The sequence below is a fragment of the Obesumbacterium proteus genome (assembly GCF_001586165.1).
Lineage (GTDB): Bacteria > Pseudomonadota > Gammaproteobacteria > Enterobacterales > Enterobacteriaceae > Hafnia > Hafnia protea.
In genome coordinates, this window is record NZ_CP014608.1 from 1,450,650 (window position 1) to 1,472,454 (window position 21,805).

The 21,805-nt window shown below is 49.4% G+C and carries 14 protein-coding genes, 2 rRNA genes, 1 pseudogene and 1 other annotated feature; of the genes and pseudogenes, 10 read left to right on the forward strand and 7 right to left on the reverse strand.

The genetic code is table 11. The features are described from left to right. The first annotated feature begins 58 nt into the window (after positions 1–58). Both DSM2777_RS06765 and rrf read left to right on the forward strand, forming a co-directional pair. Positions 59–2,968, forward strand: a 23S ribosomal RNA gene (locus DSM2777_RS06765). A 120-nt stretch (positions 2,969–3,088) separates the two neighbouring features. Beyond that, positions 3,089–3,204: ribosomal RNA gene (gene rrf, locus DSM2777_RS06770) — 5S ribosomal RNA — on the forward strand. Positions 3,205–3,674: 470 nt separating this feature from the next. Here rrf and pssA read toward each other — a convergent pair. The 4 genes from pssA to trxC all read right to left on the reverse strand — a co-directional run bounded on the left by pssA (position 3,675) and on the right by trxC (position 9,117). Continuing rightward, positions 3,675–5,030, reverse strand: a complete 1,356-nt coding sequence (pssA, locus tag DSM2777_RS06775; protein ID WP_025801388.1) for a CDP-diacylglycerol--serine O-phosphatidyltransferase — start codon at positions 5,028–5,030, stop codon at positions 3,675–3,677. Between the two features lie 147 nt (positions 5,031–5,177). Then, positions 5,178–7,838, reverse strand: coding sequence for a bifunctional acetate--CoA ligase family protein/GNAT family N-acetyltransferase (locus DSM2777_RS06780; protein ID WP_061553502.1), 2,661 nt, complete (start codon positions 7,836–7,838; stop codon positions 5,178–5,180). A 44-nt stretch (positions 7,839–7,882) separates the two neighbouring features. After that, positions 7,883–8,575 carry a tRNA-uridine aminocarboxypropyltransferase gene (locus DSM2777_RS06785; protein WP_061553503.1) on the reverse strand — a complete coding sequence of 231 codons (693 nt, stop codon included), beginning with the start codon at positions 8,573–8,575 and terminating at the stop codon, positions 7,883–7,885. A 110-nt stretch (positions 8,576–8,685) separates the two neighbouring features. After that, positions 8,686–9,117, reverse strand: a complete 432-nt coding sequence (gene trxC / locus DSM2777_RS06790) for a thioredoxin TrxC (RefSeq protein WP_025801390.1) — start codon at positions 9,115–9,117, stop codon at positions 8,686–8,688. 339 nt (positions 9,118–9,456) lie between these two features. On the opposite strand from trxC, the gene DSM2777_RS06795 reads away from it, so the two are divergent. Continuing rightward, positions 9,457–10,572 carry a tRNA/rRNA methyltransferase gene (locus DSM2777_RS06795; protein WP_061553504.1) on the forward strand — a complete coding sequence of 372 codons (1,116 nt, stop codon included), beginning with the start codon at positions 9,457–9,459 and terminating at the stop codon, positions 10,570–10,572. Positions 10,573–10,727: 155 nt separating this feature from the next. Here DSM2777_RS06795 and arcA read toward each other — a convergent pair whose 3' ends face one another. Further along, positions 10,728–11,444 carry a two-component system response regulator ArcA gene (gene arcA, locus DSM2777_RS06800; protein ID WP_004089205.1) on the reverse strand — a complete coding sequence of 239 codons (717 nt, stop codon included), beginning with the start codon at positions 11,442–11,444 and terminating at the stop codon, positions 10,728–10,730. 121 nt (positions 11,445–11,565) lie between these two features. Between arcA and yjjY the strand changes: the two are divergent. The 6 genes and pseudogenes from yjjY to thrC all read left to right on the forward strand — a co-directional run. After that, positions 11,566–11,705, forward strand: a pseudogene (gene yjjY / locus DSM2777_RS24880) (YjjY family protein); the annotation flags it as partial. A gap of 415 nt (positions 11,706–12,120) precedes the next feature. Next, on the forward strand, positions 12,121–12,807 hold the full coding sequence (locus tag DSM2777_RS06805; RefSeq protein WP_061553505.1) for a tRNA/rRNA methyltransferase: 687 nt from the start codon (positions 12,121–12,123) through the stop codon (positions 12,805–12,807). Between the two features lie 241 nt (positions 12,808–13,048). Continuing rightward, on the forward strand, positions 13,049–13,132 hold the full coding sequence (gene thrL, locus DSM2777_RS25155) for a thr operon leader peptide (RefSeq protein WP_071603088.1): 84 nt from the start codon (positions 13,049–13,051) through the stop codon (positions 13,130–13,132). Beyond that, positions 13,068–13,191: a sequence feature (Thr leader region), on the forward strand. (Overlaps the previous gene by 65 nt.) Positions 13,192–13,216: 25 nt before the next feature. Next, positions 13,217–15,676 (forward strand): bifunctional aspartate kinase/homoserine dehydrogenase I, encoded by a 2,460-nt coding sequence (gene thrA, locus DSM2777_RS06810; RefSeq protein WP_061553506.1) that lies wholly within the window; start codon positions 13,217–13,219, stop codon positions 15,674–15,676. A 1-nt stretch (position 15,677) separates the two neighbouring features. Next, positions 15,678–16,607, forward strand: a complete 930-nt coding sequence (gene thrB, locus DSM2777_RS06815; protein WP_046459884.1) for a homoserine kinase — start codon at positions 15,678–15,680, stop codon at positions 16,605–16,607. 3 nt (positions 16,608–16,610) lie between these two features. Then, positions 16,611–17,900, forward strand: a complete 1,290-nt coding sequence (thrC, locus tag DSM2777_RS06820; RefSeq protein WP_061553507.1) for a threonine synthase — start codon at positions 16,611–16,613, stop codon at positions 17,898–17,900. A gap of 50 nt (positions 17,901–17,950) precedes the next feature. On the opposite strand, the gene yaaA is transcribed toward thrC, so the two are convergent. Further along, complete coding sequence (gene yaaA, locus DSM2777_RS06825; RefSeq protein WP_061553508.1) at positions 17,951–18,730, reverse strand: peroxide stress protein YaaA; 780 nt, start codon at positions 18,728–18,730, stop codon at positions 17,951–17,953. 132 nt (positions 18,731–18,862) lie between these two features. Continuing rightward, entirely contained in the window at positions 18,863–20,296 is a 1,434-nt protein-coding gene (locus DSM2777_RS06830) for an alanine/glycine:cation symporter family protein (protein ID WP_061553509.1), read from the reverse strand. A gap of 462 nt (positions 20,297–20,758) precedes the next feature. On the opposite strand from DSM2777_RS06830, the gene tal reads away from it, so the two are divergent. Then, positions 20,759–21,712, forward strand: coding sequence for a transaldolase (gene tal / locus DSM2777_RS06835; protein WP_025801399.1), 954 nt, complete (start codon positions 20,759–20,761; stop codon positions 21,710–21,712). The last annotated feature ends 93 nt before the right edge of the window (positions 21,713–21,805 follow it).

Here is a 21,805-nt window from a genome sequence, read left to right on the forward strand (position 1 = left end):
AATGCTGTCTTGAACCGGTTCGTAACCGTGTTCATTAAGAGACACCTTCGGGTTGTGAGGTTAAGTGACTAAGCGTACACGGTGGATGCCTAGGCAGTCAGAGGCGATGAAGGACGTGCTAATCTGCGATAAGCGTCGGTAAGCTGATATGAAGCGTTATAGCCGACGATTTCCGAATGGGGAAACCCAGTGCAATTCGTTGCACTATCGTTAAGTGAATACATAGCTTAACGAAGCGAACCAGGGGAACTGAAACATCTAAGTACCCTGAGGAAAAGAAATCAACCGAGATTCCCCTAGTAGCGGCGAGCGAACGGGGAACAGCCCAGAACCTTAATCAGCGTATGTGTCAGAGGAACGGTCTGGAAAGTCCGGCGATACAGGGTGATAGCCCCGTACTTGAAAATGCATATGTTGTGAGTTCGATGAGTAGGGCGGGACACGTGACATCCTGTCTGAATATGGGGGGACCATCCTCCAAGGCTAAATACTCCTGACTGACCGATAGTGAACCAGTACCGTGAGGGAAAGGCGAAAAGAACCCCGGCGAGGGGAGTGAAATAGAACCTGAAACCGTGTACGTACAAGCAGTGGGAGCCTCTTTTATGGGGTGACTGCGTACCTTTTGTATAATGGGTCAGCGACTTATATTTTGTAGCAAGGTTAACCGAATAGGGGAGCCGTAGGGAAACCGAGTCTTAACTGGGCGTCAAGTTGCAAGGTATAGACCCGAAACCCGGTGATCTAGCCATGGGCAGGTTGAAGGTTGGGTAACACTAACTGGAGGACCGAACCGACTAATGTTGAAAAATTAGCGGATGACTTGTGGCTGGGGGTGAAAGGCCAATCAAACCGGGAGATAGCTGGTTCTCCCCGAAAGCTATTTAGGTAGCGCCTCGTGAACTCATCTTCGGGGGTAGAGCACTGTTTCGACTAGGGGGTCATCCCGACTTACCAACTCGATGCAAACTACGAATACCGAAGAATGTTATCACGGGAGACACACGGCGGGTGCTAACGTCCGTCGTGAAGAGGGAAACAACCCAGACCGCCAGCTAAGGTCCCAAAGTCATAGTTAAGTGGGAAACGATGTGGGAAGGCATAGACAGCCAGGATGTTGGCTTAGAAGCAGCCATCATTTAAAGAAAGCGTAATAGCTCACTGGTCGAGTCGGCCTGCGCGGAAGATGTAACGGGGCTAAACTATGCACCGAAGCTGCGGCAGCGACACTTAGGTGTTGTTGGGTAGGGGAGCGTTCTGTAAGCCGTTGAAGGTGGCCTGTGAGGGTTGCTGGAGGTATCAGAAGTGCGAATGCTGACATAAGTAACGATAAAGCGGGTGAAAAACCCGCTCGCCGGAAGACCAAGGGTTCCTGTCCAACGTTAATCGGGGCAGGGTGAGTCGACCCCTAAGGCGAGGCCGAAAGGCGTAGTCGATGGGAAACAGGTTAATATTCCTGTACTCGGTGTTACTGCGAAGGGGGGGACGGAGAAGGCTAGGCTATCCGGGCGACGGTTGTCCCGGTTTAAGCGTGTAGGGGGAAAGCGTTGGTAAATCCGCGCTTTTATTAACCCTGAGGCGTGATGACGAGTCACTACGGTGATGAAGTAGTTGATGCCAAGCTTCCAGGAAAAGCCTCTAAGCTCTAGGTAACATTGAATCGTACCCCAAACCGACACAGGTGGTCAGGTAGAGAATACCAAGGCGCTTGAGAGAACTCGGGTGAAGGAACTAGGCAAAATGGTGCCGTAACTTCGGGAGAAGGCACGCTGGCGCGTAGGTGAAGTCCCTTGCGGATGGAGCTGAAGCCAGTCGAAGATACCAGCTGGCTGCAACTGTTTAATAAAAACACAGCACTGTGCAAACACGAAAGTGGACGTATACGGTGTGACGCCTGCCCGGTGCTGGAAGGTTAATTGATGGGGTCAGCCGCAAGGCGAAGCTCTTGATCGAAGCCCCAGTAAACGGCGGCCGTAACTATAACGGTCCTAAGGTAGCGAAATTCCTTGTCGGGTAAGTTCCGACCTGCACGAATGGCGTAATGATGGCCAGGCTGTCTCCACCCGAGACTCAGTGAAATTGAACTCGCTGTGAAGATGCAGTGTACCCGCGGCAAGACGGAAAGACCCCGTGAACCTTTACTATAGCTTGACACTGAACATTGAGCCTTGATGTGTAGGATAGGTGGGAGGCTTTGAAGTGTGGACGCCAGTCTGCATGGAGCCAACCTTGAAATACCACCCTTTAATGTTTGATGTTCTAACTCCGGTCCCTAATCGGGATTGAGGACAGTGTCTGGTGGGTAGTTTGACTGGGGCGGTCTCCTCCTAAAGAGTAACGGAGGAGCACGAAGGTTAGCTAATCACGGTCGGACATCGTGAGGTTAGTGCAATGGCATAAGCTAGCTTGACTGCGAGAGTGACGGCTCGAGCAGGTACGAAAGTAGGTCATAGTGATCCGGTGGTTCTGAATGGAAGGGCCATCGCTCAACGGATAAAAGGTACTCCGGGGATAACAGGCTGATACCGCCCAAGAGTTCATATCGACGGCGGTGTTTGGCACCTCGATGTCGGCTCATCACATCCTGGGGCTGAAGTAGGTCCCAAGGGTATGGCTGTTCGCCATTTAAAGTGGTACGCGAGCTGGGTTTAGAACGTCGTGAGACAGTTCGGTCCCTATCTGCCGTGGGCGTTGGAAGATTGAGAGGGGCTGCTCCTAGTACGAGAGGACCGGAGTGGACGCATCACTGGTGTTCGGGTTGTCATGCCAATGGCATTGCCCGGTAGCTAAATGCGGAAAAGATAAGCGCTGAAAGCATCTAAGCGCGAAACTTGCCTCGAGATGAGTCTTCCCTGAGACCTTGAGTCTCCTAAAGGAACGTTTAAGACTAAGACGTTGATAGGCTGGGTGTGTAAGCGTAGCGATACGTTGAGCTAACCAGTACTAATGATCCGTGAGGCTTAACCTTACAACACCCAAGGTGTTTTAAGACGCAGAGACGCGAAACTCAAAGAGTAGGCTTGTTGAACAGATTGGATTGACTGGTGAGCTGTAGAGATACGGAGCACGGGTTAATTAACAGAATATGCCTGGCGGCGATAGCGCGGTGGTCCCACCTGACCCCATGCCGAACTCAGAAGTGAAACGCCGTAGCGCCGATGGTAGTGTGGGGTCTCCCCATGCGAGAGTAGGGAACTGCCAGGCTTTAATTAAAACGAATAGGCCATCCGAAAGGATGGCCTTTTTGTTTTGTGTAAATTTTGTCGGTAAGCGTCTCGATAGAGTAGGACAACATCGTCGGGAACGATGTTGAACAATGCGCAGCGTTGGCCCGAAGGGCGCTGGGCAGGAAGCCCAGCGTAAACTGCCAGGCTTTAATTAAAGTAAAGAACCTCAGCCGAAAGACTGGGGTTTTTTGCTATGGGAAATATGAACTCGAATACATGAAGTGTATTTTTATAATGTAAGCATCCACTTATTATCGTCATTACCATTCTGCCTCTTAGGCTAATTAGATAGCAAGTCTCTTATATATTAATAATGAAAAGTCAGAGTGTTAATAGCATCTAGGTTATTTTCTAGCTGTTTTGATAAGTTGGAAAATGTATTTATCGCAGAATAAGCTAGACAATTTTAGATATAAAAAAACCTCCCAGAAGGAGGTTTTTATCTTATTAAAGAATTCGGCTTATTAGCCTATCAATACGAATTCTGCGCAGTCTTCTTATCAGCTTGCGGACTTTCAGAGGGTACTGCTGAATAGTTTCAAGCTCAAGATAGCTACGAACGACGTGAGTATTAGTACGGATGCACTCTAACTCTTTCTGACGTTGCTCATGCAGCTGATGCTTAGGATCGTGGATAAGTATTGCGTTCTCAAGATCGAGACGCCAAGCGCGCGGATTCAGGTTATTCCCCGTAATCAGCTGCCATTGATCATCAATCCACATGCCTTTTAAATGATAAGTATTGTCTTCATCTTTCCATAAACGAACGGTCAGTTGACCATTGTCGACGAAACGCTGTAAGCGGCTCATGAAACGACGAAGGTTTATTTCATAAAGATAAGGCAATGCGCCGATAATCTTGAACGGTTCATCTTCAGGAATATAGAAGTCATTTGCCTTCTTATCGCCGACAATAATTTCAACCTGCTTCCCTTGGCGTAATAAATAAATGATATTACGTACCAATAATGCAGGCATGTTGAAATAAGGTGTGCACAGCGTGACTTTTTCTTCAGTGCTGCACATTAAGTGATGAATCGTTTTATTCAGAACACTATGTTTGCCTAGCCCTGCTAATGGCGTCACTGCTAATTCATCGTTACCAGCAATTGCCGCAACATCATAACCACAGCTGCGTAAACCATGGCGGAACTGGCGTGTTTCATTACGGATTTCAGGACTTTTCGGACGATCGTCACGATCGAGTCGTTGAACCGCAGGATCGGTTAGAAGCTTATTCTGAATATAAGCTGACATGGTATCAGCTAAGCGGCTGTTCTGGATGAAGTGATAGCGGTCATAACGATACTTATCGTGGCGATGTAGATATACATCGTTCAGACTTGCGCCGCTGTAAATCACTCGGTCATCAACAATAAAGCCTTTAAGATGCAAAACGCCCAGCGCTTCACGGGTATTAACCGGAACGCCGTAGACAGGAACGGATACACCAGGATGCTGATCGGCCATAGCGCAGTACCAATCGGCGTTTGTATTTGTCGCCGCGGCGCCAATACGTCCACGTTGTGCACGATGCCAATCGACGAGAACGTAGATTTCTAAATCTGGATGCTGCTGCTTTGCGCTATACAAGGCATTGAGGACATCGCGTCCGCCGTCATCGTTTTCCAGATACAGCGCCGTGATATAGATACGGCGAGAGGCGTTAGAAATCGCGTCAATTAGCGCCAGACGAAAAGCCTCTGGCGTAAACAGCGTCTGAACATCCTCAACTGTCTGGGGAAGTTTTGGCAGTTGTGCAAGGTGTTGTTGATGTTTCGTTCGTTTAAATTTAGACAACATCACAGTGCGCTTCTTCTCTCATCATTGTGTAGCAAAACGCTACATACAGTTATATTAGCCTATGGAATCGGGCGATAATAACACTACTTTCCATCTATTGCGTATGTTTTGCCTCGATTTGTCGCCATCCTCTCAGCAAAATTGCGTTTAAGCCGGCAATGAATTGTTCAACGGCAAGCGCAAATTGACGATGCCGTCTTCAATTTGAAGATCGACTTGAAACCCCAGTTTTTTAGCGAGTCCAATCATTCCCTGATTGTTTGGCATCGTGATACCTACCAGCCTTTCAAGCCCATGCTGAGTTGAATAAGCGATCAACTTACCCAACAGCGTCTTTCCAAGCCCTAAACCGTTACTGTCTGAGCGAACCAATACGGCAAATTCACCTTCAAGATTGTCGGGATCGGATAGCGCACGCGTTACGCCAATGATGGCATCTTTGCCTTGCTCCTGAATAACGGCCACGAAAGCCATTTCGCGGTCATAATCGATTTGAGTCATCTTAGCGAGGTCTTCATGCGTAAATTCATTGATCTCGCTGAAGTAACGATAGTACAAATCTTCTTTGGTTACTTTCTGAATGAACTGCTGCAGCAAAGGTTCATCTTCAGGGAGGATGGGGCGCAGCAAGCAAGTCACCCCATTTCGCAATATCACTTGTTCTTCAAGGTGCTGAGGATATGGGCGTATGGCGAGCCTATTTTCGGCTAAACCAGAGAACGGAGTGAGCTGGAGTGATACGTCTAACAGCGTGAAATCTTCAGCCGAGGCTAGAACCGGATGGATATCTAACCGACTTATCTCTGGGCAGTCGACAATGAGATCGGAAACCTGCACCAGCAACTGACTAAGCCCGTCAATATTAAGTGGCTGCAAAGGACTTCGGCTACGGATTTTGCCGCCTTTGATCGCCTGCATAATCAGATATCGCGCCAAGGTCATATTCAGCGGAGGTAAAGCAACGGCAGCGTCGTGGTCTGGATTCCAAGCCCCTCCGCCTTCGCCCAGCATAATTAATGGCCCAAATACGGGGTCTTGTTCGACTAGCACTCGTAGTTCTTGAGCACCCGCTCGGTTAGCCATGCTTTGAACTAACAGGCCGTGAATGCGCGCCTGAGGAAAAGAGTGCTTCACGCGATCAATGATGGCATTTGCCGCTTGTTCTACTTCGGCGGCGTTGCGTAGGTAGAGCATAACTCCCTGCACATCCGACTTATGTGGAATATCAGGAGAGCGAAGCTTTAATGCAACCGGATAGCCAACCTGTTCGGCGATATGCACGGCCTCTGTGCTGTCGTTGGCAATCCATGTTGGCAATGTTTGTAAGCCGTAGCTGGATAGAATCGATCTGACTTCGTGCGTATCAAGGTGGTAGATCTCTTCTTTAAGTGCTTGCTGAATAAGGTCGTGAGCCTGAGTGGTGTTTGCGGTGAGATCGGTTGGTAAAGCCGGTGTTTCCATTAATTGGCGCTGATTGCGACGATATTCAACCATATGCATAAAGGCAGTAACCGCGCCTTCAGGCGTTCTGTAAGTCGGAATACCCGCTTCGCTAAATAACCTGCGTGCTTCTTGCGATGAATATTCGCCGCTCCAGTTAGTGAGCACAGAAATACGTTTGCCACGCGGATGCTGTTTTAGCGTTTGAATCACTATTTCGGCCGTTGTGGTCGCTGGTGCCGCTGCGCTCGGTGCATGGATAATCAAAACCGCATCATAGCTGTGGCTATCAAGTAACGTGTTGATGGCGGATTGATAGCGGGCTGGCGTCGCATCATCGCGAAGATCGATTGGATTCTGGAGATACACATCATCCGGCATCTTACTGCGTAACGCGGTGAGAGTGTCTTCATCTAAGGTTGCGAGCTTTCCATTACGCCGCAGGAGTTCATCCACCGACATGGCCGCAGGTGCCGCCCCATTGCTGACGATCAGGATTTTCTCTCCACGCAGTGGATGCATATGGCTGAGCGTTTCTACCGCAGAGAAAAGTTCATGCGTATCTTGCACACGCAATAGGCCTGCGCGTTGGATCGCGGCGTCATAGGCAACATCTAGCCCTTGTACGCTGTTGAGCAGCTGCTGAGCCCGCGGGCTGCGACCACTCTTGATAACCAGTATAGGTTTGTTTCGCGATGCGCTGCGTGCCGCTGACAGAAAACGTCGCGCATCATGCAGATGTTCTAAGTAAATCAAGATTGCGCTGGTCTTGCTGTCTCGAGCGAGAAAATCTAAAAGATCGTCCACGTCGATATCCAAGCTGTCCCCCAATGCGATAAAGAGGGAAAAGCCTATTTCTCGCTGTTGAGCCCAATCTAAAATCGTGTTTGAAACGGCTGCTGATTGAGAAATAAAGGCTAGTTTGCCGGGAATAATCGGCACCGGAGAAAAACTGGCGTTTATTTTTTGCCATGGGGCTAAAAGACCCAAGCTATTTGGCCCTAATAAACGCACGTTATGCTGCTGGGCACAGGCTTTTAACTCGGCAGATTGGGCGTTTGGCGACGAGAGCACAATGGCTGCTCGGCATCCTTTATCACCTAATGAGGCGATTATCTCTAGGTTGCGCTGCGCGTTGACGCACAGGATAGCCAAGTCTGGGGCAAAAGGCAGGGATTCGATATCAGCATAGGCCAGTACGCCGCATACGGCCTGATAACGAGGAGTCACGGGCATAATCGGCCCAGAAAATCCTACTTTAAGCAGGTTCTGCATCATTAGGTGGCCGTTACGCCCAACTTTATTCGATGCACCAATTACGGCGATAGACTTCGGACGTAACAACGATTCCAGACTGCGCTGACTCATAGCTAAAACTCCTTGCCGAAGCAGATAGCCTGAGTCTAATGCCCCTAGATATTTTCTGCAGTGACCTCTTCACGGTGATGAGGCTTGCCTAGCAAATATTGACGACGAAAATAGCTAAAGTGTTGTTGTAGCCCCTGAGCGGCTTCGTGATCGCCGGCGATATCTAATAGCGCAGCAGCGACTTCTGCGGTGCAGTGCTGCTCGTCACGGGCTGATTCTCGCAGCGTATAGTCACTCTCAAGCTTAGTTTCTAAAGAAAATACCGGAAACTTATTGAGATAAGGGCTTTTGCGGAACATCTTTGTCGCTTCACGCCAGGTGCCGTCGAGCATGATGAATAACGGAGGCTTAGCCAAACTATCCTGCGGTAAAGCTGATACGGCACGCTCAGGCGCATAAGAGCCGGGGAAAACCACATAAGGCTGATAGTTAGGATCGCTTAAAAGCGCCAGTAGTTCTGGATCAACTTCGGTTCTAGCCCATTGAAAAGCTGCTGTTTCAGGCAATACATCAGCAATCAAACGCCCCGTGTTGCTAGGCTTCATCGGCTCGGTATCATACATCATTAGACAAAAGCGACTTTTAGCCGATTGGGTAGAAATTGTGTCGCACAGGCAGCGAGTTTCAGGGAGTAGGCAACGCTGGCAGCGCGTTACGCGTCCTCCTCGAGTAAGGAAGGGTTTGGTCGCTTTCGCAAGACGTAGCTCGCGCAGGCGCAATACGGCGTTAGGGGACATCGACTTCTCTGATGAGGCAAAAGCGCTATTTTAAACAAGCGGACTTATAGGGTACAGCGGCGAAAGGGAAAAAAGAAAAGCCCAGCATCATGCTGGGCTTAGAATCGGGATTATGCTTTTGCAGCAAGCTGTTCATTCAGCCAGCTATCAAAAGGCGCTTTTGGCATTGCACCACTTAACATGTCTACCAACTGGCCATTTTGGTACAGCATAATGGTTGGAATGCTGCGAATGCGGAAACGTGCGCTAAGTTCCGGCTCTGCCTCGGTATTGACCTTCACGCAGCGGATCTGGCCTGCGCGTTCTTCTGCGACATCTTCAAATACCGGAGCAAAGCCCTGACACGGTCCGCACCATGGCGCCCAGAAATCAATAAGCACCGGTTGGTCGTCTTGCAGGATTTTATCCAGCGTGGCTGAAGTCGCATTAATGACTTCGCCGTCGAACAACTCATGACCGCAGCGACCGCATTTAGCCTGATCCTCAATGCGCTCTTCTGGTAAACGATTGGTAGTTTGGCAGGACGGACAAACGGTATTCATGGGCAACCTCGGTATTGGGATAAAGAATCCGCGCTTTTTTACTGTAAAAGCAACGTTAATGTTTAATTTATGTTAAGCATTATCGTGTATAGGGATATTAATCACAATCAGGTTTCTTCAATGGTTATAATAGATATCAGCTTTTGTCGAAGCTTATATACCCGTCGTACTTCAAGCTGCATGTGCGTAGGCTGCGCTTAATGACCCGAGTCACTTACCTGTGTAAGCCCATCGGGATACTTTCTCTTGCCGCCTTCCTGCAACTCGAATTATTTTGGGTATAGCTTAGTGGTCACACATCAGGTAATCTTCGCGCCCTGCGCGTTGGTGGAGATAGCAATGAACGATTCTTTTAATGGCAAAAATGGCAAGGTCAAAGTGATGTACGTCCGCAGCGAGGACGACAACAAAGACCGTGACCAAAAATCACGTCCGGAAGGTAAAGGGCGTCAAGGTGAACGAGGTGGTCGTCAGGGCCGTAGTGCTCAGGATGGAGACCGTCGCAACGATCGCCGTGGTGGCCAAGGCCGTAGCCAGGAAAACGATCGCTCTCGCCGTCCTGCTGGTGCGAGCCGCAGTGAAGGCCGTAGCGAAGGGCGTAATGAAGGCCCTTATGATCGTTCGCCTTGGAAAACGGTATCTCGTGCTCCAAATGAAGAAGATAAGCCAGATCATGGCGGTATCGCTGGTAAGAGCTTTATCGATCCTGAGCAGCTGCGTCGTCAGCGTGCTGAAGAAACCCGTGTTTACGGCGAGAATGCCTGTCAGGCGCTGTTTGCCAGCCGTCCTGATGCCATTGTCCGTGCATGGTTTGTTCAGTCTGTAACGCCACGCTTCCGTGAAGCGCTGCGCTGGATGGCAGCAAATCGCAAAGCCTACCACGTGGTTGATGATGAAGAGCTGGCGAAAGCCTCAGGCACCGAACATCACGGCGGCGTTTGCTTCCTGATTAAAAAGCGTAATGGCCTCGATGCTGCTACTTATCTGAAAACAGCTGCAGATACCGATTGTGTATTGGCGCTGGAAGATGTTGGCAACCCGCATAACCTCGGCGGCATCATGCGTACCTGTGCGCACTTTGGCGTGAAAGGTTTGATGGTGCAGGATGCTTCGATGCTGGAGTCCGGTGCCGCTGTGCGTACCGCTGAAGGCGGCGCTGAGCATATTCAGGCGATTGATGCAGATGGTTTTGACGGTGCGCTGGATGAGTTCCGCCGCGCAGGTTACATCATCGTGACGACTTCCAGCCATAAAGGTACGACACCGCTGACCAAGGCTTCATTGCCGAAGAAAATGGTGTTGGTATTAGGTCAGGAACGCGATGGTCTGTCTGAAACCGTGATGCAGAAAGGTGATTTAAGCTTGTCTATCGGCGGTACGGGGCAGGTCGAAAGTTTGAACGTTTCCGTTGCTACCGGTATTTTGCTGGCAGAATGGTGGCGTCAAAACGCGTAATGCGTTAGATGTCAGTCAGACTTCAAGCTGTATGAGAAAGCGGGGCGAGCCCCGCTTTTTTGTGCCTGTCATGTGTACATAAATAAAAATCGCTAAACGACAGATAAGCAAAAGGCCGGATTATCCGGCCTTTTTGTCTATATGCGAAGGAAAGATTACTCTTCCAGATCGCCACAGAAACGATAGCCTTCACCGTGGATGGTCGCGATGATTTCCGGAGTATCTGGCGTAGACTCAAAGTGCTTACGGATACGACGGATTGTCACGTCAACGGTACGGTCGTGTGGTTTCAGCTCACGGCCGGTCATTTTCTTCAGCAGTTCTGCACGGGACTGAATTTTGCCCGGATTTTCGCAGAAGTGCAGCATGGCGCGGAATTCGCTGCGTGGTAGCTTGTACTGTTCGCCGTTAGGGCTTACCAGTGAGCGGCTATTGATGTCCAGCTCCCAACCGTTGAAGCGATAGCTCTCAACCAGTTTACGCTCTTCTGTGCCGCCACCGAGGTTCATGGTGCGGGACAGCAGGTTGCGAGCACGGATAGTCAGCTCACGTGGGTTGAATGGCTTGGTGATGTAATCATCGGCGCCGATTTCCAGGCCAAGGATTTTATCCACTTCATTGTCACGGCCGGTCAGGAACATCAGCGCTACATTTGCTTGTTCACGCAGCTCGCGAGCCAACAACAGGCCATTTTTACCAGGCAGGTTGATATCCATGATAACCAGATTGATGTCGAATTCAGACAGGATCTGGTGCATTTCTGCGCCATCATTGGCTTCATGAACGATATAACCTTCCGCCTCAAAAATACTTTTAAGTGTGTTTCGAGTGACGAGTTCGTCCTCGACGATAAGAATGTGCGGGGTCTGCATGTGTTTGCTACCTAAAATTGCCAACAAAATAGAAATAGGGAAGTACAGTAGTCTTGATTCCTAAAACATCAAATCGAGAGTGTGGCTGTTTCGATGATGTAACAACATAGAGATTCAATAGACTAAGGTACGTAAACTCGTTCTTGATGCACTTTCCATCAACGTCAACAACATCGCTAGGTTGGTCAGGGGATGTTACTCCCTACAGCCCCGGTGGTGCCAAAAGCGGCGCACATCCTAACCCTATTAACAGCAATATAACAGCACACACCGCAATTGCCATCCAACAAAACTACGCTTTGTTGACATATATCAAATCCAATTGTAGCACGTTAACAGATTTGTGAAAAACACTTACAAGTATGTGAGCCTGATAATGAAGTTAAGTGAGTTTGTTCCTGATTAAGCTCGGGAAAATCTCATATCAGAGTAAAACTTTATTCTATATTTATGGAAAATTTAATTAATTGATTATAAGAATGAATTTATTGAATTAGTGCTAAATAGATTAGTCTTTGAGTGTTTTTTGATTAAAATGCCTTTTTCCTTTTTTATCTAATAGAAAAGTCCGTATTTTTGTTAAATAAATGTAACTTTACAGCTAATGGAAAAACCCTCGCGAGCAGGATAAAGTGTGCACCTGTTTATTATTAATTGTTAAAAATCGGGCATTTCTATGCAAATTCATATCGTACTGGTTGCTCCAGCCAGACCTGAAAATATTGGCGCTGCGGCAAGAGCGATGAAAACCATGGGATTTTCATCGTTACGCATTGTTGATAGCCAAGCATACCTAGAGCCGGCCGCTCGCTGGGTTGCTCACGGTTCCGCTGATATTCTGGATAATGCCCAGCATTTTGACACGCTAGAAGCCGCATTGGCTGATGTGGACTTCACGGTTGCCACTACGGCAAGAAGTCGTGCCAGATTTCACTATTACTGCTCGCCTTCAGAACTTACGAATATTTTGCATGAAAAGCAGAGTTGGACCTCCAACTGTGCGCTGGTCTTTGGGCGTGAAGAGTCAGGGTTATCAAATGAAGAGTTAGCCTTGGCGGATATTCTCACCGGCGTGCCAATGGTGGCGGATTATCCTTCGCTCAATCTTGGGCAGGCCGTGATGGTTTTCTGTTATCAGCTATCGTCATTAGTTCAAAACAGTGTGGAGCCTGAAGCACTGGCTGAAGAGAATCAGCTGGTGGCACTGCGCCAACGTGTGCATCGTCTGTTAGGAACGCTTGATGTTGCCGATGATCAAAAGCTCACCGACTGGCTCGATCAGCGCCTTGGATTGCTCGCTCAGCGTGATACTTCTATGCTCCACACCTTGCTGCATGACATCGAAAAAGTGCTGAAAAAATAGGCTGTCGAAGAAAAAAACTGAAAACGACGATTGCTCGGCAAAGGTGGATAAATTTCTCTTAGATAACGTGCGCTAAAAGTGTGACTCAGCGCACTTTTGCTGATGTGCTGTTTTTCTATAGATTTTTATGCTGTCGAGGTTATCGAAATGTTGCTGGTTAAAAACAGAATTTCGTTGACTTAGTTTTGCCTTTGCTTTAACCAATATAGGGCAGACACAAGAATTTATTGGACAGACAGAGATGCGTATTAGTTTTCATAACTACAGCCTGAACACCACAACAATTATTACCACCACCGATACGACATGTAACGGGGCGGGCTGACGCGTACAGAAAAAGAGAAAGAAAAAAGCCCGCACCTAAACAGTGCGGGCTTTTTTTTAAGCCTAATTCGGGAGAGTGTGACAAATGCGAGTGCTGAAATTTGGTGGTACCTCGGTGGCGAATGCAGATAGGTTTCTGCGCGTTGCTGACATATTAGAAAATAATGCCCAACAGGGGCAGGTTGCGACCGTGCTGTCTGCGCCGGCAAAGATCACCAACCATCTGGTCGCGATGGTGGAGAAAACCATTGCAGGGCAAGAGATACTGCCAAATATCAGCGACGCTGAGGCTATCTTTACCGATTTGCTAACGGGCCTGCAGCAAGCGCAGCCGGGCTTTGACGCGGGGCGTCTAAAGCAGGTGGTTGACGCTGAGTTTGCTCAAATCAAACAGGTTCTTCATGGTATCTCTCTGTTAGGGCAATGCCCCGACAGCGTCAATGCGGCAATGATTTGTCGTGGTGAAAAGCTCTCGATTGCCATTATGGCTGAGTTGCTCAAAGCGCGTGGCTATGGCGTAACCGTCATTAATCCGGTTGAAAAACTCTTGGCTCATGGCGGTTATCTTGAATCAACCGTTGATATTGCGGAGTCGACTCGGCGTATCGCCGCTGACCCGATCCCCGCCGATCATATGGTGCTGATGGCGGGTTTCACCGCGGGTAACGACAAAGGTGAGCTGGTAGTGTTGGGCCGCAATGGTTCTGATTACTCTGCTGCCGTACTGGCCGCTTGCTTACGTGCAGACTGTTGTGAGATATGGACTGACGTGGATGGCGTTTATACCTGCGACCCACGCACTGTGCCCGATGCCAGATTGCTTAAATCGATGTCGTATCAGGAAGCCATGGAGCTTTCGTATTTTGGCGCCAAAGTTCTTCACCCTCGCACCATCTCTCCTATCGCCCAGTTCCAAATTCCCTGCCTAATCAAAAATACCGCCAACCCTCAAGCGCCGGGAACGCTCATCGGACGTGAAAGTGGATCTGACGGCGTGCCGGTGAAAGGGATCACTAACCTGAACAATATGGCGATGATTAACGTTTCAGGTCCGGGGATGAAAGGGATGGTTGGTATGGCGGCGCGCGTGTTTGCCGTTATGTCACGCAGCGGTATTTCGGTGGTCCTTATCACGCAATCCTCTTCGGAATACAGCATCAGTTTCTGTATCCCGCAGGGCGAGCTGGATCGCGCACAGCGGGCGTTGAATGAAGAGTTCTATCTAGAGCTGAAAGACGGTTTGTTGGAAGCGCTGGATGTGACCGAGCACTTAGCGATTATCTCGGTGGTAGGCGATGGTATGCGCACCATGCGCGGTATCTCCGCAAAATTCTTCTCGGCTTTGGCGCGCGCTAATATCAATATTATTGCGATTGCGCAGGGCTCTTCCGAGCGCTCGATTTCCGTTGTCGTCAACAATGACTCAGCGACTACGGCTGTGCGCGTTAGCCACCAGATGCTGTTCAATACCGATCAGGTTATCGAAGTCTTCGTGATTGGTTCCGGCGGCGTGGGCGGGGCTCTGTTAGAGCAGATCCACCGCCAGCAGTCATGGCTGAAGAACAAGCATATCGATCTACGCGTTTGCGGCATTGCGAACTCTCGTGCGCTATTAACCAATGTGCACGGTATCGATCTGTCCCGCTGGCAGGATGAATTGGCCGATGCGAAAGAGCCGTTTAATCTTGGCCGCCTGATCCGTTTAGTGAACGAATACCATCTGCTGAATCCAGTTATTGTGGATTGCACGTCGAGTCAAGCCGTTGCCGATCAGTACGCAGATTTCCTCAGCAACGGTTTCCACGTCGTGACGCCAAACAAAAAAGCCAACACCGGTTCAATGAACTACTACCATCAACTGCGTCAGGCTGCCGCAGGATCACGCCGTAAATTCCTTTACGATACCAACGTAGGTGCGGGGCTGCCGGTTATCGAAAACTTGCAGAATTTGCTGAGTGCGGGTGATGAGTTGGTTCAGTTTTCAGGGATTTTGTCGGGCTCGCTGTCGTTTATTTTTGGCAAGCTTGAAGAGGGGATGTCGTTATCCGCTGCAACGCTGGAAGCGAAAAAGCTGGGCTATACCGAGCCCGATCCACGCGACGATCTGTCGGGGATGGATGTGGCGCGCAAGCTTCTGATTTTGGCGCGCGAAGCGGGTCACGTTATGGAACTGGATGATATCGACGTAGAGTCCGTGCTGCCTGCTGATTTCGACGCCAGTGGCGATACCGCATCATTTTTGGCGCGTTTACCTCAGTTGGACGATCTGTTTGCGGCACGCGTGGCTAAAGCGCGTGAGAACGGTGCGGTATTGCGCTACGTTGGACAAATTGTCGACGGTCGCTGTCAGGTCAAGATTGTTGAAGCCGACGGTAACGATCCGCTTTATAAAGTGAAGAACGGTGAGAACGCGCTGGCGTTTTACAGCCGCTATTACCAGCCAATTCCGTTAGTTCTGCGCGGCTATGGTGCAGGTAACGACGTCACCGCAGCCGGTGTATTTGCAGATTTGCTGCGCACCTTGTCATGGAAGTTGGGAGTTTAATATGGTTAAGGTTTATGCACCGGCCTCAATTGGGAATGTGAGTGTGGGGTTTGACGTGCTGGGCGCCGCCGTTTCGCCGGTCGATGGCCAGTTTCTTGGCGACTGCGTGAGCGTTGAAGCCGCAGAGGCTTTTAGCCTAACGTCTAAAGGCAGTTTTGTGAGTAAGCTCCCAAGCGATCCTAAAGAAAATATTGTCTATCAATGCTGGGAGCGTTTTTGCCAAGAGATCGGACAAGAATTATCGGTCGCCATGGTGCTAGAAAAGAATATGCCGATTGGTTCAGGGCTCGGTTCTAGCGCCTGTTCGGTGGTCGCGGCGCTGATGGCGCTTAATGAATTTGCTCAGCAGCCACTCGATCAAACTCAGCTCTTAGCGCTGATGGGCGAAATGGAAGGGCGTATTTCAGGCAGCGTGCATTATGACAACGTGGCCCCGTGCTACCTCGGTGGACTACAGCTGATTTTGGAAGAGAACGGTATTATTAGCCAAACCGTTCCCTGCTTTGATGACTGGTTTTGGGTTATGGCTTATCCGGGAATTAAAGTCTCGACCGCCGAAGCTCGAGCCATTTTACCGGCACAGTACCGTCGTCAGGACTGCATCAGCCACGGACGCTATCTGGCTGGATTTATACATGCATGCCATACCCGCCAGCCAATTTTAGCGGCTAAGTTAATGCATGATGTAATTGCTGAACCTTACCGTACTCGCCTGTTACCTGGGTTTGCTCAGGCTCGTCAGGCTGCTCACGACATTGGCGCTTTGGCCTGTGGAATTTCGGGCTCCGGTCCAACGCTGTTTGCCATCTGCGATCGCCAAGATACCGCGCAGCGTATGGCGCAATGGCTGCAAGAAAACTATCTGCAAAACGACGAAGGTTTTGTACACATTTGCCGTCTGGACAATGCAGGCGCACGACGACTGGGATAACGCATGAAACTTTATAATCTGAAAGATCATAACGAGCAGGTCAGCTTTGCGCAGGCAATTAAACAGGGGCTGGGCAAAAATCAGGGACTATTTTTTCCCTTAGAGCTTCCAGAATTTGAGCTCACTGAAATTGATAGCTTACTGAAGCAGGATTTCGTGACCCGCAGCGCGAATATTTTATCCGCCTATTTGGCGGACGAATTTGCTCCAGAGGTTATCTATGAACGCGTAAAAGCGGCTTTTGCGTTCCCTGCGCCGGTTGCACCGGTGGAACCGGACATCGCCGCGCTTGAGCTATTTCACGGACCAACGTTAGCGTTTAAGGATTTCGGCGGGCGCTTTATGGCGCAGATGCTACAGGAAGTGGCGGGCAATGAGCCTGTCACTATTCTAACAGCTACCTCCGGTGACACCGGCGCGGCGGTAGCTCACGCATTTTACGGCTTAGAGAACGTGCGCGTTGTCATTCTCTACCCTCAGGGGAAAATCAGCCCGTTACAGGAAAAACTGTTCTGTACGCTGGGCGGAAACATCCAGACGATTGCTATCGACGGTGATTTTGATGATTGTCAGGCCTTGGTGAAACAAGCCTTTGATGATGAAGAGCTTAAAAATGCGGTTGGATTGAACTCCGCTAACTCAATTAATATCAGCCGCTTGCTGGCTCAGATCTGCTACTACTTCGAAGCCGTAGCGCAACTGCCTCAAGAAGCACGCAATCAGCTGGTGGTTTCTGTACCTAGCGGCAACTTTGGTGATTTAACCGCAGGGTTACTGGCGAAATCGCTGGGCTTACCGATTAAGCGTTTTATTGCGGCGACCAACGCCAACGACACCGTGCCGCGCTTCCTTGCCACCGGTGAATGGCAGCCGCATAACACCGTGGCGACGCTATCGAATGCGATGGACGTTAGCCGCCCAAATAACTGGCCACGCGTTGAGGAATTATTCCGCCGTAAAATATGGCAGCTCAAAGAGCTGGCTTATGGGCACGTTTCTGATGATGTGACGCGCCAAACGGTGCGCGAAATGGCACAGCTTGGTTATATCTCTGAGCCTCATGCGGCGATTGCCTATCGTGTTTTGCGTGACACCTTACAGCCGGGAGAGTTTGGTCTGTTCTTAGGTACTGCGCATCCGGCGAAGTTTAAAGAAGTGGTGGATGAGATCTTATCCAGCGATCTGCCTCTGCCAGCCGAACTGGCAGAACGCGCCGATTTGCCTCTGCTTTCGCATCATATGGCGGCGGATTTCGTTCCGCTTCGCGCTTTTATGATGCAATGGGCAAAGTAACCGCTTGAAAATGAGTGATAAAAAAACCGGCGATAAGCCGGTTTTCTTTTTTACGCTTCGTGGCGTTTAAAAATCAGTTCGCTGCCTGATTTATACGGCTTCTCTTCTTCGAAGAAATACCCTTCCAAATTGAAATCTTTCAGCTGTTCAGGTTTGGTTAACTGATTCTGAACGATAAAGCGGCTCATCAGGCCACGCGCCTTTTTAGCGTAGAAACTGATGACTTTAAACTTGCCGCCTTTCTCATCCAAAAATACCGGCTTAATTAGCTGCCCGTCTAACTTGGCGGGTTTTACGGCTTTAAAGTATTCATCAGACGCAAGGTTAATCAGCACGTTATCGCCTTGTGCTTTCAACTGCTGATTTAATTTCTCGGTGAGCAAATCGCCCCAGAAACTATACAAATCATTGCCTTTGCCGTTATGCAGTTTAATGCCCATCTCCAGACGATACGGCATCATCAAATCGAGTGGGCGAAGCAAACCGTACAGGCCAGAAAGCATGCGTAGATGCTGCTGAGCAAAGTCGAAATCTTGCTCGCTAAAGTCTTCGGCTTGCAGACCTGTGTAGACGTCGCCTTTAAAGGCCAGAATAGCCTGACGTGCATTTTCAGGCGTGAAATTCGGCTGCCATTCGGCAAAGCGTGCGGCGTTCAACCCTGCTAGCTTATCGCTGATTTTCATCAGGCTGCCAATCTGCGCCGGTGTTAATTCACGGCAATATTCCATGAGCTCAGCAGAGCGATCGAGCAGTTCAGGTTGAGTAAAGCGCGTTGTTGCCAGCGGGCTTTCATAATCCAGCGTTTTGGCAGGTGAAATAATAATCAGCATGGATTGATCCTGTTATGAGAGTTGGCGACTAATGTAACAAATTTAATCTTGAGAGGGGATTAATCAGTGCGATAGGGGCATCGTATTATACCGACGCCCCCTAATTTTTCAGGGAACTACTTTTTCGGGGAACTACTCAGATTTCGGTTTATCCCAAATTCCTGGTTCAACCTGCTGCTGAATTTCAGGGTATTGGCTGATATCAAAGGTCGGCAAGCGTCCGATGCTTCGCTGGTGGTTATAATCTTTGGCCAACTTCAGCGCTACACCGGAGAGCAGTAAAATCGCGATCAGGTTAGTAATGGCCATCATTGCCATGGAAAGATCGGCCATTTTCCATACCAGCGGCAGTTCAGCGAGCGTACCAAACATCACCATGCCCAACGTACAGCAGCGGAACAGCATGAGTCCGGCGGGATGGTTGTGCTCGAGAAACACCAGATTGCTTTCGGCATACGAATAGTTGGCAATAATCGAGGTAAAACCAAAGAAAAAGATGGCGGTAGCGATAAAGATAGAACCCCATCCGCCCACCGAGGACGCCAGCGCTCGCTGGGTGAGTTCAATCCCGCTAATCGTGCCCGGCGCGTGGTCTAATGCGCCAGATGAAAGAATAATGGCCGCTGTGGCGCTACAGATAACCAGCGTATCGACAAACACACCGAACATTTGCACATAGCCCTGTGATGCCGGATGCGGCGGGTATGGCGTGGCAGATGCCGCGGCATTAGGCGCTGATCCCATACCGGCTTCGTTTGAAAATAGGCCTCGCTGAATACCTTGTGTCATGGCCTGTGCGATGCCGTACCCGACTGCGCCAGCGGCCGCTTCCTGTAGGCCGAAAGCGCTTTTGAATATCAGCAAAAGAACTTCGGGCATGCGGCCCAGATTATGCCCAACTACCCAGAATGCCAGCGCCAAATAGGCGATAGCCATAAACGGCACAATCAGTTCTGCCGTTTTGGCAATTGAACGTAATCCGCCAAAGATGATAGCGCCGCTGAGCAAAACCAAAGCGATGCCGACATAGAGTGGCTTCACGCCAAAGGCAACGGCGGTAGCCTGAGCAATGGAGTTAGACTGCACGGCGTTAAATACCAAACCAAATGCGATGATTAAGAAGATCGAAAATAGAACGCCCATCCACCGCATACCCAGCCCTTTCTCCATGTAATAAGCGGGGCCGCCACGGTAGTTTCCCTGATCGTCTTTGGTTTTGTATAACTGCGCCAAGGTACTTTCAATAAAAGAGGTAGCCATGCCAATCACGGCAACCACCCACATCCAGAAAATGGCGCCGGGCCCGCCTGCGGTAATCGCAATGGCGACGCCGGTTAAGTTGCCTGTGCCTACGCGGGCGGCAAGGCTGGTACATAGCGCCTGAAAGGAAGAAATACCTGAGCTGTCGGCCTTATTGCTGTTCTTTAAAACCGAAAACATATGGCCGAAATGTCGAAACTGAATGAAGCCGGTTCGGATCGTGAAAAAGATCCCCGTACCGATCAAAAGATAGATCAGCACCGATCCCCATAATATGTTGTTAATAAAGTTAATTAGATCCGTCAAAACGCTCTCCTAGTGTTCAATAACATGGCGTATATGCTTAAAAGCACAACGCAAATTTCACCGCGCCGATAATATTTTTATAGTGACAACTGGGCTTTGGTGTTGCGCAACTCGCGCAAATTTTGGGTCTGAAAAAACGGCAAGAATGTAACATAAGTTTGAAAAACGATGACGATTTATTCTCATTTCCGTCCGTGCACCGTTTTTATTGAAGCCGAAAACGGTTGCCTGCTGTTTCTGCGTTAGAACCAATAAAAGTGATAGGTTTTATGACGAGTTTAGTGCATTGCGCAACAGTGGATGCGTGTTATTATCAGCTACAGGCACGTCATAAACCGCCAACAGTTCATGCACAATGGCGTTATTCACTTGAGAATATCCGTGTTATAGCTCAAAAAGTGACAAGCAAAACCATTGCTGCATCAATTCTGGTTTTATGCACCAATAATGGAAACGCTAAAAATGACCGATAAACTGACATCCCTACGCCAGCTGACCACCGTTGTGGCCGACACCGGCGATATCGCTGCAATGAAGTTGTATCAACCACAAGATGCAACGACCAACCCTTCTCTGATTCTGAATGCAGCACAAATTCCTGAATACCGTAAGCTGATCGATGAAGCGATTGCTTGGGCGCGTAGCCAGAGCAGCGACAAAGCTCAGCAGGTTGTGGATGCTTCAGATAAGCTGGCCGTCAATATCGGTCTGGAAATTTTGAAACTGGTCCCAGGCCGCATCTCTACCGAAGTTGATGCGCGCATGTCTTACGACACCGAAGCTAGCGTTGCGAAAGCTAAACGTCTGATCAAAATGTATAACGATGCTGGCATCAGCAACGATCGTATCCTGATCAAACTGGCTTCAACCTGGCAGGGTATCCGCGCTGCGGAACAGCTGGAAAAAGAAGGCATCAACTGTAACCTGACGCTGCTGTTCTCCTTCGCTCAGGCGCGTGCTTGTGCTGAAGCCGGTGTATACCTGATTTCTCCGTTTGTTGGTCGTATCCTTGACTGGTACAAATCAAACACCGACAAGAAAGAATACGCGCCAAACGAAGATCCAGGCGTTGTATCCGTGACCGAAATCTACGAATACTACAAACAGCACGGTTATGAAACCGTGGTTATGGGCGCAAGCTTCCGTAACATGGGCGAGATTCTGGAACTGGCTGGCTGTGACCGTCTGACCATCGCTCCAGCGCTGCTGAAAGAGCTGTCTGAAGCTCAGGGCGACGTTGAGCGTAAGCTGAGCTACACCGGTGAAATCAAAGCGCGTCCAGCGCGTCTGACCGAAGCTGAGTTCTACTGGCAGCACAATCAGGATCCAATGGCGGTTGATAAACTGTCTGACGGTATCCGTAAGTTTGCCGTAGACCAAGGCAAACTGGAAAAAATGATCGCTGACCTGCTGTAATCAAGCCGCTCAGTTTATGAAACCAGCCTTATGGCTGGTTTTTTTACATTTAAATAACACTGGAATGTTCTCCGCTCGTTAGGTTTTAATTAA

Excerpts from the sequence above, each read along its gene's own strand:
- pssA (WP_025801388.1), bottom strand. The coding sequence starts at position 5,030 with ATGTTGTCTAAATTTAAACGAACGAAACATCAACAACACCTTGCACAA.
- DSM2777_RS06780 (WP_061553502.1), bottom strand. The coding sequence starts at position 7,838 with ATGAGTCAGCGCAGTCTGGAATCGTTGTTACGTCCGAAGTCTATCGCC.
- DSM2777_RS06785 (WP_061553503.1), bottom strand. The coding sequence starts at position 8,575 with ATGTCCCCTAACGCCGTATTGCGCCTGCGCGAGCTACGTCTTGCGAAA.
- trxC (WP_025801390.1), bottom strand. The coding sequence starts at position 9,117 with ATGAATACCGTTTGTCCGTCCTGCCAAACTACCAATCGTTTACCAGAA.
- DSM2777_RS06795 (WP_061553504.1), top strand. The coding sequence starts at position 9,457 with ATGAACGATTCTTTTAATGGCAAAAATGGCAAGGTCAAAGTGATGTAC.
- arcA (WP_004089205.1), bottom strand. The coding sequence starts at position 11,444 with ATGCAGACCCCGCACATTCTTATCGTCGAGGACGAACTCGTCACTCGA.
- DSM2777_RS06805 (WP_061553505.1), top strand. The coding sequence starts at position 12,121 with ATGCAAATTCATATCGTACTGGTTGCTCCAGCCAGACCTGAAAATATT.
- thrL (WP_071603088.1), top strand. The coding sequence starts at position 13,049 with ATGCGTATTAGTTTTCATAACTACAGCCTGAACACCACAACAATTATT.
- thrA (WP_061553506.1), top strand. The coding sequence starts at position 13,217 with ATGCGAGTGCTGAAATTTGGTGGTACCTCGGTGGCGAATGCAGATAGG.
- thrB (WP_046459884.1), top strand. The coding sequence starts at position 15,678 with ATGGTTAAGGTTTATGCACCGGCCTCAATTGGGAATGTGAGTGTGGGG.
- thrC (WP_061553507.1), top strand. The coding sequence starts at position 16,611 with ATGAAACTTTATAATCTGAAAGATCATAACGAGCAGGTCAGCTTTGCG.
- yaaA (WP_061553508.1), bottom strand. The coding sequence starts at position 18,730 with ATGCTGATTATTATTTCACCTGCCAAAACGCTGGATTATGAAAGCCCG.
- tal (WP_025801399.1), top strand. The coding sequence starts at position 20,759 with ATGACCGATAAACTGACATCCCTACGCCAGCTGACCACCGTTGTGGCC.